This is a genomic window from Butyricimonas hominis, assembly GCF_014287455.1.
GTDB classification, from domain to species: Bacteria; Bacteroidota; Bacteroidia; order Bacteroidales; family Marinifilaceae; genus Butyricimonas; species Butyricimonas muris.
On the sequence record NZ_JACOOH010000002.1, the window covers coordinates 207,073 to 226,779 of the forward strand.

At 44.7% G+C, this 19,707-nt stretch carries 11 protein-coding genes; 6 read left to right on the forward strand and 5 right to left on the reverse strand.

What is annotated here, in order from left to right:
- Positions 1-19: 19 nt before the first annotated feature.
- The 5 genes from H8S64_RS04410 to H8S64_RS04430 all read right to left on the reverse strand — a co-directional run bounded on the left by H8S64_RS04410 (position 20) and on the right by H8S64_RS04430 (position 10,445).
- On the reverse strand, positions 20-3,454 hold the full coding sequence (locus tag H8S64_RS04410) for a SusC/RagA family TonB-linked outer membrane protein (RefSeq protein WP_186975140.1): 3,435 nt from the start codon (positions 3,452-3,454) through the stop codon (positions 20-22).
- A gap of 17 nt (positions 3,455-3,471) precedes the next feature.
- Entirely contained in the window at positions 3,472-4,491 is a 1,020-nt protein-coding gene (locus tag H8S64_RS04415; protein WP_141560946.1) for a hypothetical protein, read from the reverse strand.
- Positions 4,492-4,568: 77 nt separating this feature from the next.
- A complete protein-coding gene (locus tag H8S64_RS04420; protein WP_186975141.1) occupies positions 4,569-8,207 on the reverse strand; it encodes a SusC/RagA family TonB-linked outer membrane protein in 3,639 nt (1,212 codons plus the stop codon).
- 126 nt (positions 8,208-8,333) lie between these two features.
- Entirely contained in the window at positions 8,334-9,467 is a 1,134-nt protein-coding gene (locus H8S64_RS04425) for a FecR family protein (RefSeq protein ID WP_186975142.1), read from the reverse strand.
- 402 nt (positions 9,468-9,869) lie between these two features.
- Positions 9,870-10,445: a sigma-70 family RNA polymerase sigma factor gene (locus tag H8S64_RS04430; RefSeq protein WP_186975143.1), complete on the reverse strand. Its 576-nt coding sequence runs from the start codon at positions 10,443-10,445 to the stop codon at positions 9,870-9,872.
- Between the two features lie 126 nt (positions 10,446-10,571).
- On the opposite strand from H8S64_RS04430, the gene H8S64_RS04435 reads away from it, so the two are divergent.
- The 6 genes from H8S64_RS04435 to H8S64_RS04460 all read left to right on the forward strand — a co-directional run bounded on the left by H8S64_RS04435 (position 10,572) and on the right by H8S64_RS04460 (position 19,703).
- The gene (locus H8S64_RS04435) at positions 10,572-11,939 is read left to right on the forward strand and encodes a TlpA family protein disulfide reductase (RefSeq protein ID WP_186975144.1); all 1,368 of its coding nucleotides are present in this window, start codon (positions 10,572-10,574) and stop codon (positions 11,937-11,939) included.
- 23 nt (positions 11,940-11,962) lie between these two features.
- A complete protein-coding gene (locus H8S64_RS04440) occupies positions 11,963-13,042 on the forward strand; it encodes a TlpA family protein disulfide reductase (protein ID WP_186975145.1) in 1,080 nt (359 codons plus the stop codon).
- A gap of 11 nt (positions 13,043-13,053) precedes the next feature.
- A complete protein-coding gene (locus H8S64_RS04445; RefSeq protein ID WP_186975146.1) occupies positions 13,054-14,499 on the forward strand; it encodes a TlpA family protein disulfide reductase in 1,446 nt (481 codons plus the stop codon).
- Between the two features lie 353 nt (positions 14,500-14,852).
- Positions 14,853-15,431 (forward strand): RNA polymerase sigma factor, encoded by a 579-nt coding sequence (locus H8S64_RS04450; protein WP_186975147.1) that lies wholly within the window; start codon positions 14,853-14,855, stop codon positions 15,429-15,431.
- Positions 15,432-15,683: 252 nt separating this feature from the next.
- Positions 15,684-16,880, forward strand: a complete 1,197-nt coding sequence (locus H8S64_RS04455; RefSeq protein WP_186975148.1) for a FecR domain-containing protein — start codon at positions 15,684-15,686, stop codon at positions 16,878-16,880.
- Between the two features lie 33 nt (positions 16,881-16,913).
- On the forward strand, positions 16,914-19,703 hold the full coding sequence (locus H8S64_RS04460) for a SusC/RagA family TonB-linked outer membrane protein (protein WP_186975149.1): 2,790 nt from the start codon (positions 16,914-16,916) through the stop codon (positions 19,701-19,703).
- Positions 19,704-19,707 lie beyond the last annotated feature (4 nt).

Sequence of the window (19,707 nt, forward strand, 5' to 3'; positions counted from 1 at the left end):
TCTCTCTATATTAATATGATTAAAAACCAAGGCTTACACTTAACGAGAATTTGCGTTGGCGGTCAACGACCGGGATAATGCTGGTAGCGCTCGTGCTAAGGGTTTCCGGGTCTTGTTTGCCGAGTCCTTTACTTTTAATCACGAAAGGATCGGTTACTGTCAATGCAAAGGTGAGGTTCGTGAGTTTTATTTTATCCAGTTGTTTTCTGGGTAAAGCGTATGCCAGACAAATACTGTTACATCTGATGTGATCGGCTTTTACTACCCGGAAATCGGATAGGTTATACATCTGGTAACGATATACTTGACCTGAATTGCTTAATGTCAGTGAGTTATCTGGCAAATATTTGCTCAAATCCTCGTCTTGCGTGAGAAGCGCCGGTATATCCGTGTATTTTTCGTCACCCGGTTGCCTCCAACGTTTATTTAGTTTCGTGCTGGCATTTTTCTCCGGGTTCGGGATACTTAATTGCCCGTTCGTGCCACTTGTCGTTTGGCTTTTCATGAATGGGTTCAAGCGTTTGTGATGTCCCAACTGGAAATTGAAAGAGGCAGATAATGAAAGCTGTTTGTACCGGAATAGGGTAGATAGTCCGCCGCTGAATATCGGGTCTTTTACTCCGCTGTAAATCATATAATCCAATAAAGTTCCGCTCTCGACCTTTGTCGTGGTACCGGGAGTCTGGTCTATGACGGCGAATTTCGGGGTTCCCTTGTCGGATAACCCGATATACGGGAATGACCAGAAACTGTTCAATGCAAACCCGTCAATAATGACGCTTCCTTCCGTGATTTTTTCGAGTGTGGCATTGTCCACGTTGTCTTTTACTTTGTTGCGGTTGAAGCCGGAAGTGGCACTGATGCTCCATCTGATATCTTTTGTTTTTACGGGGATAACGGTTAAAGATATGTCATATCCCTTGTTGACCAATGTCCCGTTGTTCACAGCCATATTACTTGTTCCGTTTTCAATAGGGATGTTCACGTACGTGATCGCGTCTTTTGTTTTTTTGTAATAATAGTCGATACTTCCGTATATCCGGTCATCCAGTATAGATAATTCGATACCGCCATTGAAACTTCGGGTTTCTTCCCATTTCAAGTCTTTATTGGGTAAGTTCTTGATGGATAAATATTGCTCTCCGGTTAATATATCCGGTGCGATGTTGAAATTGGCGATCAGGTAAGGACTGATATCCGGAGCTTTTCCTTGTGTACCGTAGGAAGCCTTCAGCGTGAGGTTGGATAACCACCCGAAACGACGCATGAAATTTTCTTCGCTGACGTTCCATCTGATTCCGGCAGACAATACCGGGTTGAAACGATTGTTGGTGTTTTGCCCGAATTTATTGGAAGCATCTTGACGGAAACTGAAAGATAGCGTGTATTTCGTGGCGTAGGAGTATCCCACGGTGGCATAGTATGACATATAGTTTTCTATCTTGTCCGTCAGTTTCATGGAATGACGTTCCGCGTATGTTGGTACATTTACGGTTTCACTGTATTTTGAATCGGGATAAATGGACAAAACGTAATCCTTGTTTGCTTGCTGGCTGTAATTGTAATCCACGCTTTTACCTCTATTGGGCATGTACCCGTATTCAGTTCCTTCCTGTCCGATATAGCTGTTGCCTCTGATCTCGTGTCCCAAGGCGATATTGATTGCGTGGTTCCCTTCCTTATCAATAGCTTTCCCGTAGTTGAGCTGGTTGCGGACAGTGTAACTCTGTTGAGTTATGGAATTGTAATTCAAGATACCGCCGTAGGGGAGTACAGATGCAAGAGTGAGCCATGAATCGCTTTCTCCGGTGACAAGTTCCCCGTAGTTGGCTCCCCGAATTTTAGAAACGGCATAGGAATGGTCATCCGCCCACGCGTTGGCTTCGGAACTGTTTCTTGTAAATGCACCGGTCAGCTCGTGTCTTAATTCCGGAAGAATATTCCAAATGATGTTTCCCGTGATTTGGAATTTTGTGTTTTTGTTCTCGTTCCCGGTATGCTTCAATTCATTCAGGAAATTGTATTGGATATCTCTATTAATTGCTGTAATGTCAGAAAGATAGAATTGAGCTTTTGACTCGTTTATCGTGTACCATTCATCGGAAGCGATTGTTCTGCTGGTATTCAACGCGTAATCTTCCGGGTTGACTCCCGTGTAGAAAGCGTTCGTTTCGGATTGACTGGCGGAGAATTGAAATTTTGTACGCAGATTACTACGTAGTTTGGCATCCACGCTGAAATTGACGGTTTTGTTACTTTGGTCGTTGCCTTTGTAACTGCTCAACGATTTATTGAACCCCACGGAACCGTAGAAATTGATTTTGTCATTTCCACCGCTTAGGCTTAATGAGTAATTTTGGCTGGCGGCATTACGAGCGAGTAGTTTGAACCAATCCGTGTTTTGTTTTTCAAGACGGGTAACTTTTTCATTAAAATCCTCCATGGAGATTTCCTTGTTGATAAGTTGCAGGTAAGCACCCTCGTATCCGACATTTTGTGGAAATTTGGTGAACGGGACTCCCGATTCGACGATCTCTTTAGACAAGGCTACTCTGTCGGCAGAGTTCATCCGGTCGGTTTGGCCGTACGTTCTTCTTGGGGTGACGGAAATATCCGACCGGAAATTTACATTTATTTTTCCATTCGTGTTGGAACCTCTTTTGGTTGTGATTACGATAACGCCGTTAGCGGCTTTTACTCCATAAATGGCAGTGGCCGAGGCATCTTTCAGGAAAGTGATACTTTCGATGTCATTCGGGTTAAGACCGGAAATACTACTCGCGGAGATACTTGCCATAGAACTGCTCAAGTCGCCCGAACTAAGGATGTCATTCAATTGTGTTCCGGCAAAAGGAAGAGGATCTTCTTGAATGATGCCGTCAATTACCCATACGGGAGAAGCGTTTCCGATTACGGTAGAAGTTCCCCGCACTCTTACTTGAGGTGCGGTACCGATAAGACCGGAAGGGATCGTGATACTGACTCCCGGGATCATGCCTTGGAGCGCCGCGTCTACCCGGTTGATACCGGCAATACGGATATCATCGCCTTTCACGGTGTAAGTGGAACCCACGACTTCATGGCGTTTCAGTGTCTGGTAACCCGTGACTACCACTTCCTCTATGGCTTGGGAGTCTTCTTTGAGAGTAATTTTGTAGGGAACTTGTTTTTGATTGACTATCACTTCTTGGGTTTTCATTCCCACGAACGAGAAAACAAGCGTTGTTCCCTCCGGGACGGAAATCGTGAATTTTCCATCTTTATCGGAAAGTACTCCGACTCCTTTTTGTCCTTTTACGGTAATAGTGACAGACGGTAAAGTGACACCGGCTTCATCATAAATGGTTCCGGTCACTTTGACCGTGTTGTTTTGGGCATGTACGATCCCCGATAGTGTAAACAACAGGATAAATAATATCCGGGTTACAAGTTGTTTTATATATATCGATTTCATTTGAATTTTTATTTATATTAATAAAGGTATTGCGGTGCAGCCTTGATATTTAAGGTAATGTATCCTTTTTTACCGGGCACGATTTCTTTCACTTGGTAAACGGCAACTTTGTGTTCCTTTTCCGTCGTGTTTGACGGCCAATTCAAGTATCTGTACATGGACATAATATAAATACCTTCCCAAGTGGGATGATTGGTTGCATTGCTACTTGTTGGATTACCGTAACTCGACAGATCCGTGGTGTATTGATATTCATCGATATATTTCGGTGAGGCATTGATTATATGTTGTGCGAATGTTATTCCGTTGATTTGTTCCAACGCCGGAATTTTATAAGAGGCCATCGCTTCAAATGTGTTCGTGAGATTTAGCCAACTTGCTGTGTAACTTTGTACACCTGCTAGGGGGTACAAGTGTTGTTCTTGATAAGAGCTGGTTACTTCATCCTCTTCACCATAGAAATAACATACATCGATGTGCAAAAGTTCTTCTAGGTTCATTTGGCGTACTTGTTCCAATGTAAATACTTCACCTGTGCTGATGTTTAGGAAATTACCGTATTGAGTATTTCCTTGTGCGCCTAAAGTTACCGTGTAAGATTTTAACTCGTCCGCGATCAGAATTGTTATTGTTTTATTAATCAACTGTTTCGGTTGATTGTTGTCTTTGCAAACTACTTGAAAATTATACGATTGATAATGCGATCCTCTTTCCGGCAGATAGTCGTTGGCACAGAACGAGTAAGTGTATCGGTTTTTGTTTTGTAGTTCGGTCGAGTCCATCGTCAATGGAAAATCGGGTAAATACACTCCGGCATTGTCCTTGATATATAATTCTTGAATGATGCCTTGGTTCGCGATAAATTCCACGTCAACCGTGATTTCCTCGCCGGGTGCGACGATAATGGAATCTCTTTCGATGCCGTTTAATTTCACGACCAACCCCGGACGAGGAGGCAACTCGTGGAGTTCTTTTACGCATCCTTGACAGAGTGTCAGCAGGAGGCTAATGATTAACAGATAGTTTCTTGTTCTCATAAAATTGGTTTTAAGGTTTAATAAATGATCTGATAATTTGTCTGTCATTAATTTGATTTTAGGTTTATATTCTTGGTTTAAAAAATAAATTCTGCACTGATGGAATAATTCCGTTGTCGCTTCATCGTCGGGGAATATGATTCGGCATTCATGTTCATGACTTCCGGATCTTGTCCTCGTAATCGATGATTCTTGATAATAAACGGGTTAGTTACCGTTATGCCGAGGTTGATATCTGCCACCCGGGTAATGCTTGTTTGATAATTCAGTGACATCCGATTGCACCGTAAGTGACTGGCGGAGACAACACGTGCCGTGCTCCGGTTGTACAATGAATAACGGTACACGGCGTTGTAATCCCCCAAACTCAACGAGTTATCCGGGAGATAAGCGGATATATCTTCATCGGTTATTTGCAATGCCGGGATATTCGTGAATTTCTCGTCTCCCGGTTGTTGCCAGCGGTTCAACAATTCGGTGGAAGCGTTTTGTGCGGCATTCGGGATGGCAAGCATCCCGCTGGCGTTACTCGTCATGAACGGGTTGAGTCTTTTGTAGTGCCCTAGTTGGTAATTGAACATGGCATTCAGCGAGAACCGCTTCCATCGAATAGTCGTGTTCAGTCCCCCGGACATGCGGGGTTCGCTGTCCCCGCTGTAAACAAGATAATCCAGTAGGGAACCGGACACTTTTTGCATTTCTCCACTGATCTGGTCTATGACCGAGAACAGGGGAGCCCCGTTCTTGGGGGATAACCCGATGAACGGGACAGACCAAAATCCGGATACGGGGAAGCCGTCCAAGGCGGCATTGCCATTCGTGAAACGTTCAAGCATTGGTTCGTCGGTATAACTTTTTTTCAAAATGTCTTTCATGTAAGCCATCGTGAATGCAATATTCCAAGTCCAGTCACGAGTGGATACCGGGGTGGCTTTTATTTGTAATTCGTACCCTTCGCTGGCGATAGCCCCGCTATTGATGTACATTTTGCGGGAACCGTTCTCGATGGGAATCTCTTTCTCGACCACGATATCTTCGGTTTCTTTTTTGTAATAATCAAATGATATATCCAGTGTATTTTGGAGTAGAGACAAATCCAATCCCAAATTCCATGATATAGTTTTTTCCCATTTCAGATCGGGATTGGGCAATTGTTCCAATTGCAAGTAGTTTTCGTTCGTGATCGGATCGCTCGGGACATGACTGACTAATGCTTGCGGCGAAACGTTGGTAACGACGTTTCCCTGTCTGCCGTGGGAGGCTCGTAGGGTTGTTTCATTGATCCACGATTTTGACGGGAACCATTTTTCCCGGTGGATATCCCAACGGACTCCGGCAGACCACACGGGATAAAAACGATTGTTCGTGCGTTCCCCGAATCGATTGGAAGCGTCATTCCGGACGTTGATGCAGAGGGTGTAACGGCTGTCGTAAGTGTAGCCGATTGTCCCGTACAGGGAGAACGTGTTCTCCACCCTGTCGATTAGAGTCAGGTCGTGGTCGTCCGGCAAGGTATTGTACGATTCTGCAAGTTCAGTGCCGGGGAAATAATCTTGTACCGATCGGAATCTTTCCGCCGCGGAGGTGTAGTCGTGCGTGAACGTCTTGTTTTTGCCCCGCTCGTATCCCCATTCGATACCTTGTTTCCCCGTGTATTTGTTTTCGCATATTTCGACGCCGACGGTTGCTGTCAGAGAATGGTATACCGCTTCTCCCCACGTTTGCCGGAAATCCAATTGTCCTTTCAGCGTATAAGATTGGCGGGTATTTTTCATGTAATCGAGTACACCGCCCGAGGGAAGCGGACTGATATATGGTATCAGATCATCCACTTCACCGGAACTTGTAGTCCCGTAATCGGCACCTCGTAAAAGAGCCGCGTTCCATGAGCGAGCGTCAGCCCACAACTCGCTGTCATTCGAGCCTTGAGACCATGCAGGGGTAACCGTCAGATTCAAATAGGGCAGAGGCTTCCACGTGAGATGGGCACCCAGATTTAATTCCGAGGTTTTGTTGTCATTGCCCGTGTATTCCAGTTCATGCAACAGGTTGAAATGAACGTCATTTCTGGTATATTGTAACACGCCATTTTTTCGGTATGATAATAACACCGCTTTTCCGTTCGAGTAAAATTGCTCTTTAGCGATCGCGCGACTCGTGGTTAAGGCGTATTGTTCGGGATTGATTCCCGTGTAGTAACCGGATGTCGTGATATGGTAACCGGAAATATGGAGCGCTAATTTTATTTTGGGGGATGAATTGAACTTGAAGTTCAACATTCCGGTGTAAGTGTTCCTGTCATTCCCGATATAGGAACTGTTTTCTTTACGATACCCGAAAGAGGCGTAATAAGCCATTCCGTCTTTCCCGGAATTGAAATTCAAATGATAGTTTTGGCTAATCGCCGTGCGTCCCAATGCTTTGAACCAATTAGTGTTCATTTTTTCAAGCCGGGTTACCTCTTCGTTAAATTCGGCATAGGAAATGTCTTTGTTGATCATTCTCAGGTATGCCGCTTCGTAACCGATCTCCCGGGGAAAAGCCGGCAAAGAGATACCTGTCTCGATGATTTCTTTCGATAGCTGTACGCGTTGGGCGGAGTTCATAACCCCGGTATTCCTGTATGTCGGGATGGGACTGAACGTGATATCGCCACGGAATCTCACGGTAGGCCGTTGCTCGTCACCCTGTTTCGTGACGATGACAATCACCCCGTTCGATGCCCGGATTCCGTAGATTGCCGTGGCGGACACATCCTTCAACAAGGTGATACTGGCAATATCGTCAACATTGATACCCGAAAGATTGTTTCCCATGATACTGGAGCGGGCTGAGTTTGTCAAGTCGTTATTATTCAATAAGTCATATAACGAGTTGCGATCGAACGGCCAGATATTCTCCCGGATGATACCGTCTACCACGATCAAGGGTTCCGGGTTCCCGACAATAGTGGAAGTGCCCCGGACTTTCATGCGTCCCGTGGCTCCTATATTCCCGGAAGGAATCATCACTTCCAACCCGTTTATGGCTCCTTGGAACGCTGCCTCAAGTGACGTGCTTCCCGGCGTGCGTATGTCTTTGCCTTTTACCGTGGAGGTCGCCCCCGTCATTTCATTCTTGGCGATCATCTGGTACCCGTTGACAATCACGTCCTTTACCTGCGACACGTCGTTCAAAAGAGTGATCCGGTAATCGGATTCGGGGGAAACGGGCGTGTAGTTCGTTTTCTTCCCCACGTGACTTGCGCTCAGAATTGCCCCCGTGCCTTCCGGGATACGGAGGATGAAACATCCGCTTTTGTCGGCGACGGTGCCCCGTGTACTGCCTTTCACCAGAATCGTGGCGGAGGCAAGCGGGAATCCGTCTTCGTCCCGAACGATCCCGGTGATTGTACGCATGGAGGGGACTGGCTCTTCCTGCCGTTTCGTGATAATAATGGTTTGGTTGTAAACACGGAAAGTCAGAAAAGTCCCTTGCAGGCAATGCTCCAGAACTGCCTGTAATTCCATGTTATCAAGATTCACGGACTTTAGGGTTTGTATTTCTCTCACGTCTTCCATTTTGTACACCATATCGTGTTTTGTCTTTTTCTTTATCTTTTTTAGTATTTCTTCCAGTGTGGCATTCTTCACATGGATGCTGATTTTTTGAGCCCACGCTTCCCCGGAAGTCCCCAACAGGACTAACAAAAACGTCAGTAGCATAATTTTTTTCACACCCATTACTTTTATTCGTTAGGAAAACATTAATTTATTTCATAGCTTTGTAATGGTTTTAAGGGTTAATTTATTGGTCAATAATTTAATCTGTTAAGTCGGGAGATGTGTCACCATTTCCCGATTTTATTTATATACTCGGATTTCATTGCCTTCTTTTTTGAACTTTACTCCTGTCGCGAGGTGGAGTATTTTCAATATCTCGTTATATCCTTTATCTCTTTGTATGGATATAAAGCATTTGATATCTTTTAATTCCGGGTTATCGAAAACAACATCCAGCGCGAAACTTCTTCCGATGATGGTCATGATCCTTCCTAACTCGACATCCTCGAAAGCAAATTCGCCTCTCGTCCATGCTATCCGTTCTGCCGTATCCACCGAATCCACTTTCAAGATGTTTTCCTGTACATGGAAACAGGCTTGTAGCCCCGGTGTCAGTACGGTTGTTTGACCAAGCGTATCCGAAGGCGTATGGCAGGTAACGGCAACTTTCCCGGTAAGGAGGGTGGTTGTTGCCGTCGGATCGCCGGGATATGCAGTCATGTTGAACGTGGTTCCTAATACTTTCACGTTCATGACATTACTTTTGACAATGAACGGGACACCGGAATGTGTTACCTCGAAGTAGGCTTCGCCGGAAAGTTCTACTACGCGGGATGCGTTGTCAAAAGTAGAAGGAAAAACAAGTGTGCTTCCCGCGTTCAGGTGCACGTTTGTTCCGTCGCTTAATTGCAGCGAATATTCTGTTCCTTCCGGTACAATCAACTTGTTGGGAGAAGTAGAAGGGGAATCTTGTGCTTTTTGATAGGAAACTTTTCCCGCGTCGGAATTGATAATCCTTGTGCCGTTGTAATCCAGTTGCACTTGTCGACTCAAATCAACTTGACGTCCGTCGTCCAAGATGAGGTAGGCACTTTTTGCCATGAGTTCGGTCTTGCCCGTTGATGAGCTTGTGCTTTGGTAAAGATAATAACCGATTCCAAATATCAGGAAACAAGCAACAGCGGCAACGTACTTGTAGAGCACGGGGAAGCGCCGTGCCGGACGGGTAGCGGAAATGAATGTCCGCAGAGCCTTTTCCGTGTCGAAGCTGTCGTGTAGCTTTATATTTTCGTGTAGCCGTTCGGGGATACCTACTTCCTCGTGCAGGTAGGGACTGTCGGGTGCCACCTGTTCCCAATTGCCTTTTGTCAAGGCTTCCTCGACTTGACGGGCTATCTCTTGGGCTTCTTTTATTTTATCTTCGACCTTTTTCATGTCTGTATTTTTATGAATAAAACAACTGACATAAGGAAAGTGTCTAAAAGGAATGGTGTTTTTTTGTGATTTTTAAATTTGCGTATAGGAATAACTGTACATTATTATAGGTAATCCCCGCTAGAACTTACCCGTGACGGGGATATTATTTACCATTTTTTTATAGTTCAGTGGGAGATACTTCTATCATACTTCTATCATACTTCCATGAAACTCCTATAACAATAAAAAAATATTGCATTTTGTTTGTAATTGGATTGTTGTTCTTTTAAATTATTCCCCATGTAGGTGTCTTGTTGCGGTAAAATAAAGGTAGTATATTCACGGGAATACTTCAGTTTTACATGTGAAAGTCCAAGCGGAGTGTTTGTTTTTCGAGAGAGAACAAGTGGTTGTCAGGGATTAGTGTGTCTGTTGCATAAAGAGGATGAACAGGGCGTATAATTCGGGCGACACTATTTTTTTCAAAAGGGCAATACCCCGTTGTTTTTGGGATCTCACGGTGCTGGATGAGGCTCCTGTCAAAGTAGAAATTTCCGTGCTGTTGTATCCTTGCATCACGAGTTCCATGATTTTGGCGCATTCCGCGGGGAGTTGACGGATGTAGTCGGACAGGAGGCTGATGATCTCCGTTTCTACGATGGTGTTCCACGTGTTCTCTTCCGTTTCTTTCGTTTTTTGGGTTTGCGCGTGTTCAAGCACTATATTGTGATGTTTGATGTAATTTAAACAACTGTTGCGGGCGGAGAGATAGAGGTATGATTTCAGCGCCAAGTAGTTTTCAAAATGATTATTTTTTTCCCATAAACGTACAAATATGTCTTGGGCTATGTCTTCGGCAACGTCCATGTCTTTCAATATTTTGCCGGCGTAATAGGCAATATCTTGAAAGTATTCCCGGAACAAGAGTTGAAATGCCTCGTGGTTTCGTGCATTCAGTCTGTTCAAAAATGTTATATCTGTTTCGGATGATTTCATACCGATGCAAACTTATGGATTTTTGTGCTATTTTGTATCAACTGGCGGGAAAAACTTTTAGACACTTTCACGGGGTGAGTTGTTTTTAGGATGTGACAGATAAATCAACCTTAAAACCAAATTTTGATGAAGTACTTGTTATTTTGTTGCCTGTTTATCGGGCTTTTTTCCACGGGGCAGGGGCAACCGGCACGTGTGAAACTGGACGTGAAAAGTGATTGTATCGTGAATCACGAGGAAAAGCGTTATGAATTAAAGGCGGGGGATACATGGGATGTCGTGTTGGAGGGGATGCCGTGTTACGGGGAGGTGTTTCGGGTGAATTTCCACGATTATTATTTTTTTCTTTGCCCGGGGGAGTGCTTGGAAATTGTTTTAAAAGAGAACAAACGAGTGGAAGTGAAAGATGACGGGAGTTTGTGTGCCGAACGGAATTTGTTCCTTCACGAGATGGCGGGTTTCCAGCAAGAGTTTTATTATGCCAAGGCGGTGCCGGAATTGGTATCTGAGAGTGTACGAGATCTGACGCTGGATGGCGTGTGTGATACATTGCACGCTCGTTTGGAACGTTATCTAGGGATGCACCCGGGGGAGGCGAAAGATTTCGGGAAAGTCGTTCGCACGGAATTGAAGTATTACCGGATGTATGAAGCTTGTGGAGCGTGTGGAGGGAGGAGAACGTTTTATGAATTTCCGGGGGAGGTGTTGCAACAGTTGGCGGAAGTGATTCCGGATTCCAAGGATAAGCGGGTGATCTGCTCTCCGACTTACTGGAAGGTGTTGAAGGTTTATACCGATTATTTAAGGGTGGAGGATCCTCGCCGATTGTTGGGACCCGGGCGGCAGATGTACGAGAATGAGGTACGGCTGGCGAAGTATTATGCTGCGAAAGAGATAAGGGAGCGGCTCGTGTACGAGAATTTTCTTGATGTTTTGTATTGGGTAAAACCGTATGAACGAGAGAGCGTGGAGAAATGTATCCGGCGTTTGCCTTCCCGTTATGCGGAGTTTATCCGGAAGAATTTGGACAAGCAGGATGTTTCCCGGGCGAAGCGAAAATGGGTAATGCCGGGATGTGTCGTGGAGTTGTCGGGGGAGGACGTGAACGGGGAGGAGGTGAGGTTGTCTTCTTTCCGGGGTTCTTGGATATTTTTGGATGTATGGGCAACATGGTGTGGGCCGTGTAATAGCGAGATACCTTATTTGAAGAAGATGGAGGAAAAGTTGCGGGGAAAGAACATCGTGTTTGTGTCTTTGTCGGTAGATAAGACGGCTGACCGGGAGAAGTGGAAGAATTTGCTCCGGGAGAAGAAAATGGAGGGCGTGCAGTTGCGTTGGAACGGGCGTGCCAAAGGGGTACACGAGATGTTGGGTATAACGGGAATACCGCACTTCGCGATCGTTGACCCGGAAGGGGTGTTGAGATGGAATAATTTGCCTTTCGTGTCGAGCGGTTTGATTTACCGGATATTGCGCGAGGTGGGAGATAAATGATTTTTTAATTTTAAATGAACAGGATGAAAAGTATTATATTATTCATTGGATGTTACGTGTGGTTACTGGTGGGGTGTTCCGCCCCGTCTTATCGTTTAACGGTTTCGATTTACGGGAATGGTAGCGTGCCGGGGGATACGGTTTATTTGTTCGGGTTTGACGGGCAAAGTTATGAAAAGCGGGATTCTGCCGTGTTGGATGAACGGCAGCAAGTTGTTTTCACGGGAGAGTTTTTGGCGCCTGTTTGCGTGGCGATAGGCGTGAAGGGGAAAGGTGCATCAACTGATTTTATATTAGACACGACGGAAATGTACGCTTATAATGTTTTATTGCACGGGAAACCTGATTTTTTTAATTCAAGCGGTTATCGGTTTACACGACGGGATATGGTCGTGGATGGGGGACGGGAGTCTGATATTTTGAGTGCTTATCGTGCAATGGAACGTATGTTTCTTGCCCGGAATGCTTTTTACCGGGAAGTTTCCGTGAAGAACGAGATGTTTTTGGATATGATCGAGGAGAACCCGGATTCATGGGCACTAGTGATGATATTGCACGATATCAAGGAGCGTTTCTCGTTGGAAATGTTAGGAAAAGCTTTAGAGATGTTTACCGGAGAAGACATACGGGAAGATGTTTTTTATAAAAGGATAGCGACTTACCGGGAAAGAGAGTTGAAAACGGTGATCGGTGCCGTGATACCTGATTTTGTTTTGCCCGGGGAGGATGGCGAGAAAGTTTCTATCGCGGATTACCGGGGAAAATACGTGTTGATAGACTTCTGGGCATCATGGTGCGGGCCCTGCATGGGCGAGTTGCCTAACGTGCGGAAGGCTTACGAACTTTTACATGACAAGGGACTGGAAGTGGTAACCATTTCTACCGACCAGAAAGAGGGTGCGTGGAAAGAGGCGTTGCGGAAAAAACAAATGGATGTTTTCATGAATTTGCATGACACGGAAGATGTGTTGAGCCAATTTTTTAACCGGACGGCTATACCGTTTATTTTGTTGCTTGATCCGGAAGGACGGATCATTGCCAAAGAGTTGAGAGGGGAAGATATTTATAATGTTCCCCGGAAAGCGATGAGTACTAATCTATAAACAAGTGAATGATGGAAAAGATAAAATATTGTATTTTGTGCGGAATCATGTTGGTCGTGATGGTGGTTCGCGGGCAACGCGTAGAGATTCTCTATCAAGGGGATGAGCCGTTGTGGATTTCTGAACAATATCAGTTCGTGTGGGATAAAATGGTGCCTTTGTCTTTCGAGAACGGGCGGGCGGTTTATGATGTCCGTTATGCACCCAAGGTATTGAGGTTGGCGACCGAGTCCGGGTTTTCTTCCGTATTCTTTGTCGGAGAAAGGGAGCGGGTGACGGTTGCCGTGGAAACAGTGGAACCATTGAAAGTGGAGATACGAGGGGATGTGGCAGGTGTGCTTTATTACGAGATCAACACGATAACGGAACAATACACGAGAGAGAAACTTGCTTTGGCAGAAAAGTATATGAATGGGTGGTTGGCGAAAGACCAGAATACGCTGGATAGTATTGAAGATATGCTTCAGGAATTAAGACGTCAACGTGACGGGGAGTATGGCGAGGTGATTCAACGGGCTTTCGGGAAAGGACGGTTGTGGGATATATTAGTGGTAGCGAATATGCCCTTGAGTTTGAAGCACAAGGTGGTTCAAGAATTGGGGGAGAAAGGATACAAGATTCCGGGACGGGTTACAAGTCAATTGGATTTGTACACGAAAATTTATACACCCGAATATGTTTATTGTAATTTGTACTATCCTTACGCGTGGGGCGGGGAATTGAATACTTTGGCTTTGGAAGATGAGAGGGGGAGTGAGTTGGTACGGAAGGTGAGAATGTTGATGCAACAAGAATATTATAATACGGTGTGTAATCGGATTGAGGAACCGACTACTTTGGAAGATTTAAGAAGTGCGTCCGGATTGATGGATTTGAATGATTATGTAGGAGTACACATGGAGTTGCCCGTTCGGGTGAAACGGGATACCTTGTTGGATAAGTTGACCGGGCGCATGGAAAAGATGTATCGTACCCGGTTGACGGGTATGATGCACGAGTTCGTGTCTAAAACGCCCGAGGGAAAGACCGTTCGTTTGTCAGATTACCGGGGTAAGTATGTTTTGCTTGATTTTTGGGCGTCGTGGTGCTCTCCCTGCCGGGGATTGACTCCGAAAATGAAGATGTTACACGAGAAATATCATGTGACGGGGAAGTTTGATATTATCGGTATATCCAAGGACGAGGATCGCGGCAAGTGGCTTAAGGCTTTGGAAGAAGAAAATGTGTCGTGGGATAATATCCGGATGAAAGAATGCGTGGTGGAAAATCCCGTGCAATTCGAGTCCGTTACCGGGATTCCCCGTTTGGTACTGGTTGGTCCCGACGGTACCGTGATATTGGATATCAGCGGGGGTGATCATTGGGATCAGCTCGTCGGGACTTTAAAAAAATTGTTGGATACTACTCCACGTACAACACCAAACCTTTCAAATACTCCCCTTCCGGGTGATAAATAGCAATGCGGGTGTGGTATGGATTATCAATGCTTAAAAAAGATATCCGAGAAGTGTGGATGTAATCGATGGAATATAAAACGATTAAATAAAGAGAAGTAGTCGGAAGATTTTTCTTCCGACTACTTTTTTGTCCCACTCTATTTTTATGCCTGATTATCGTAAAAAAGATATTATATTCCTCCGATGCAATGTAAATCTATACTGTATTGGGTATCATTCTATTTGCACTAAAATAGATAATAATGGTTTTAAAGATAAATTTGATTCTATAAGGTTTTTGTATATATTTGTCCCGGATGTATCTGTTTACATGGTATTTCATGCGACGTGTACGAATTTAAATATCAGAAAGAATGGAAGGTAAATTTACGGACGAGATTTTTTTTCAGAAACTGCAAGAAGGTGATCCGGGAAAATTGAAAGAATTTTTCAATGATTCTTTTGCCTTGTTTGTTGCTTTTGCCCGTAATTATTTGGGACAGGACGATACGTGTGAGGATGTTGTACAAGATACATTTGTAGCCTTTTGGGAGCAACGTGCTTCATTCAAGAATATTTATTACGTGAAGGCTTTCTTTTACAAGACGATACGTCATAAATGCTTGAATTACATCAGACACCAAAAGATTACTTCACGACACGCGAGCGAGGAGCAACAGATGCAGAATGATCTTGCCGATAAATCTTATTTTATCGATACGATCATCCAAGAAGAGGCTTCCCGTATGATTTATGAAGAGATTTTAAAATTGTCAAACATGGGACGTCAAGTAATGTTACTGGCGTTGGACGGTTACTCGAATGAGGAGATTGCCGAGAAATTGGGTATTTCCGTGAATACGGTAAGAACTCATAAAGCCCGGACGTATCAATATCTTCGGGAAAGATTAGGTGAATTGAGAATTTTGCTTTTAATCCTGTTTCCGTATTAAAAATTAATTTTACCGGGAGGGAATAGATCGGATGACGAGTGTTAAAAGCAGCAGTTATTAGGACTGAGTGTGTATTTTATTTATTTTTTTTTAATCATGCTGTAAAATTTTATTTAATTGAATTACAGTGTGTTGTTCCTGTATTTGTATCTATGTGTACAAATAAATTCTAATTTTTTTGAAATAGATGTCGTCTTACTTTTCGACTTGGGTGTTGTAACCGTCGAAAAGGAACAATAAAAAAACAGACAGATGAAAAAGATCGTAGAAGCAATCAAGATTGGCGAGAGTGTGGGAAAGAAGGTGTTGGGTAGAGCCACGGAGGAGGATAACCGGGCGATAGCCGGTTGGGAAGGAGCTGAGGAGAAGAAAGATGAATTGTTTCAAAAGATTTCCAATCCCGATTTTATCCAAGAGAAAGCGTTATTTTACAAGAATTTTGATGTGACGAAAGCGTGGAAAGAAGCCAAAGTGAGAGAACAGGCTTCCACGGGACGCCGTGTCGGAAGACGGAGATTTGTTTGGAGTGCGGCAGCGGCTATCGCGGTTATATTCTTGAGTGTTACTATGTATTGGATGTTACGCGACGTGAGGGGGGATGAGGAGAAGGACGTGCACCAAACGATAGCCAAAATCGTGCCGGGACGGGGTGTTCCCGTGTTGTACTTGGAAGATAATACCTCGATAGAGTTGAATGCAAGGGTACAATTTATAGAAGAAAAAGAAGGGATTGAGGTTGGTGTGAAAACTCTCATTTATTCCAAACAACAAGCGAAAGTACAGGAAAAGTATAATAAATTGGTTGTACCTAAGGGTGCGGAGTACCATCTGGTGTTGGCGGACGGTAGTGAAATTTGGTTGAATTCGGAGTCCACGTTACGGTATTTCGTGAATGATGTTGATGCGGAGCGTGTTGTTTACCTTCAAGGAGAAGCGTATTTTAAAATTGCAAAAAACGAGAAAAGACCTTTCAAAGTGATTTCCGGAGATCACGTGGTAAAGGTTTTAGGAACAGAGTTTAATATAAATGCCTATGTCGGGGAATCTCTTGTTTACACTACTTTATTAGAAGGATGTGTAGATGTGGGTGTTGTGAATCACCCCGATATTCATCAAGTTTTATCAGAACGAGGCAGACAGAGTGCCTATAACCCGACTAATAAAGGGATCTCGATTCGTCGGGTGGATCCTCGCGTTTACACGGCGTGGAAAGAGGGGTATTTTGTCTTTAATTATTCCACTTTGCGCGAAGTGATACATCAATTATCTCGTTGGTACGACTTTGATTACGAGGCAGATAATTCGATTCTGGATCATTACCATTTCTCTGGTGAGTTCAAGCGTTTTGATAATCTGGACAGTGTGTTGGAAGTTATCCGTTCCACGGGTATCCCTTTCAGCTTGGATTATCGGGACGGTAAAATTATCATCAGGAGGAATAATGTCTAAACATTATTATCTAATTCATTTAAACAGTAACTTATGATTAAACTTTTGCGTGTGAAGGAAAGGAAGTATCCGGGAATTTTTCGTTCGAATGCTTCTGTTCGGGGTCTGTTGCTCGGAATGATTCTTTTAGGGAGCACCGCTGTTACAATGGCTCAAGTGGATTCGGGGGAGAAGGTGCAGAATTCACGGGAAAAGGGGAAGACGTGGAGTGCGGGAGATTATTTTAGCGGTGAGCAATTAAGACGATTTCATCCGACAGACCTGTTAAAGGCTCTTCAGGTGATGGAACCATCTCTGAGGGTGGCAGGTGACGCTGAATTATATGGTTCTGATCCGAATTATGTACCCAAAACGATTGATATACGGGGAAAGAAATCCATACTCGGCTCCGACATGGAGGAGAATGTTTTACCGTTGATTATGGTTGACGGTTACGAAATCTCGATCGATCGATTGGCTGATTTTGATATACATCGGGTAAAAAGCGTGAGTGTGATAAAAGATGCCGCGGCTATGGCGGTTTACGGCATACGGGGAGGAAATGGCGTGATCGTGATCACGACTAATGAAACCCGTCCCGGTACGTTGCGGATACGTTATCATTTTGACGGGGGAGTGGACATGGCTGACTTGAGTAGTTACGATCTGATGAATGCCAAGCAAAAGTTGGCATTAGAGAAGGAGATGGGATTGTATGACGGGAACGAGGAGTTGTACCGGACACGTTTGAAAAACGGTAACACGAATTGGTTGAAGGTACCGCTTCAGAAGCCTTTCCGCCACAAACACCGTCTGGAAGTGGAGGGTGGTGATAATTCCATGCTTTATCAAGTGTATTTATTGGCAACCCCCGGAAACAAGGGAATCATGAAAGGTTCCAAACGGGATATGTATGCCGTGGGTACCCGTTTGAATTATTCCCACCGAGGGATATCCGTGTCGGATGAGTTGAGAGTGGATGTGATTTATAGTAAAGATTCTCCTTACGGGATTTTTATGAATTATATGGCTATCAACCCGTATTACCGGAAGTATTCTGAGGATGGAGTTGCGGAGGCCGAGTTGGGTAGCGGGACGTTTAATCCTCAGCCTTCTCCGTTTTACGAGACGACGCTGTCCGGTTTTTCCAAGAACAGGACTACACGGGTGATTAATAACCTGCAAGCGGCGTGGCAGATCACGGAGGAATTGACTTTGTCGGGACATTTTGCTTTCTCGAAGGATTTTAACAAGCAAGATCAATTTGTTTCCCCGAAGTCATACCGGTTTATGGGCTTGCCGATCGAGGATTCCGAGCTTGCCGGGGAATATGCCGTGCGTCGGAACAACACGACGGTTTACGAGGAGAAACTGATGCTGAATTACCGGAATGAATTTGGGCATCACCGTTTGAATGCCTTGTTGGGGATTCACTCGTATGCCTCTAAAGTGTATAGCGATAATTATACCGGTGTCGGGCTTGCCAGCGATCACATGAATTACATTTCTTTTGCCCAGAAATACGCTTTTGACAGAAAACCGGGGGGAAGGGAATTTCGTGACCGTTTGTTCGGTAGCTATGCCGTGATCAGTTACGATTATGCCGATCGTTATATGGCGGATGCCGTGTTGCGGGTGGAAAAATCGTCCCGTTTGGCGCCCAAAAAACAAGTGGCGACTTCTTGGGGGATTAACGGGCGTTGGAATATTCACCGGGAAGAGATGTTCGCGGGATGTGAATTATTGAATCGTCTGACTCTTCAGGCGGGAGTGGGGGTAGTACCCGGATACCAGTTTGACTATAATCAAGTGAATCCGGTGTATGCTTATGATATCGACAATCCTTATTTGAACGGGATCAAAAATTCGTTGGGGTTGGTAACTCTATCACAGATTAATAACTATAATCCTCGCTTGAAGTGGAGAAGCGACCGTAATTTTTATGTCGGGTTACAGTTGTCCATGTGGGAAAGAATTGATATTCAAGCCCGTTATTATAATACTTTGAGCAAAGATCTGGTGGTATTGAAAAAGAGCGATGTCGTGACCGGGTTTGACGAGAAATGGGTAAATGACGGTGAGATACGGAATTCCGGGTTGGAGTTTTCTTTGAATGCCGGGATATGGAAGGACGAAGAGGGACTTTCTCTGAACCTGCTCGTGAACGGGATCATGAACAAGAATGAATTGGTGACGGTTCCCGATTATTACCGGGTGAAATACAATCAAGCGTACGCGGAAACGGGACGGCAGTTGACGGAGGGTAAAGCGGTGAATGCTATTTATGCCGTGAAATCAGACGGGGTGGATCCGGCTACCGGGAAAGAGATTTATGTTGGTACGAACGGGAAGACCGGCGTGTGGAATGTCGATGATATTACCTGTCAAGGAGATCCTACGCCCAAGTTTGCGGGTAGTTTCGGGTTATCCGGGAATTACGGGAATTGGGATTTTAATTGTATGTTCCGCTATTCGCTGGGCGGAAAGGTGTACAACCAAGAAGCGGCCGAGTTCGTGGATATGGCGGATTTGTACGCCAATGGTCCCGTGCAGATGCGCGACAAATGGCAAAAAGCCGGACAGAATGCAAAATGGCAAGGATTTGAGAACACTTTAACATTGCCGACTTCCCGTTTCGTGGAAACCCGGAACGTGTTGTCTCTTTCTTCTTTGCACGTGGGATACCGTTTTGATACGGCTTTGGCGGAAAAGATGTACATGAAGAGTTTACGACTGGGGGTAAGTTGCAATGATTTGTTTTACTCTTCGTCCGCGAAGATGGAACGGGGATTGATTTATCCTTTCGCCTGCGGTTTTACTTTCTCTCTTCAAGCCACTTTTTAAATGA

Coding starts and splice junctions, on each gene's coding strand:
- H8S64_RS04410 (WP_186975140.1), bottom strand. CDS start 3,454: ATGAAATCGATATATATAAAACAACTTGTAACCCGGATATTATTTATC.
- H8S64_RS04415 (WP_141560946.1), bottom strand. CDS start 4,491: ATGAGAACAAGAAACTATCTGTTAATCATTAGCCTCCTGCTGACACTC.
- H8S64_RS04425 (WP_186975142.1), bottom strand. CDS start 9,467: ATGAAAAAGGTCGAAGATAAAATAAAAGAAGCCCAAGAGATAGCCCGT.
- H8S64_RS04430 (WP_186975143.1), bottom strand. CDS start 10,445: ATGAAATCATCCGAAACAGATATAACATTTTTGAACAGACTGAATGCA.
- H8S64_RS04435 (WP_186975144.1), top strand. CDS start 10,572: ATGAAGTACTTGTTATTTTGTTGCCTGTTTATCGGGCTTTTTTCCACG.
- H8S64_RS04440 (WP_186975145.1), top strand. CDS start 11,963: ATGAAAAGTATTATATTATTCATTGGATGTTACGTGTGGTTACTGGTG.
- H8S64_RS04445 (WP_186975146.1), top strand. CDS start 13,054: ATGGAAAAGATAAAATATTGTATTTTGTGCGGAATCATGTTGGTCGTG.
- H8S64_RS04450 (WP_186975147.1), top strand. CDS start 14,853: ATGGAAGGTAAATTTACGGACGAGATTTTTTTTCAGAAACTGCAAGAA.
- H8S64_RS04455 (WP_186975148.1), top strand. CDS start 15,684: ATGAAAAAGATCGTAGAAGCAATCAAGATTGGCGAGAGTGTGGGAAAG.
- H8S64_RS04460 (WP_186975149.1), top strand. CDS start 16,914: ATGATTAAACTTTTGCGTGTGAAGGAAAGGAAGTATCCGGGAATTTTT.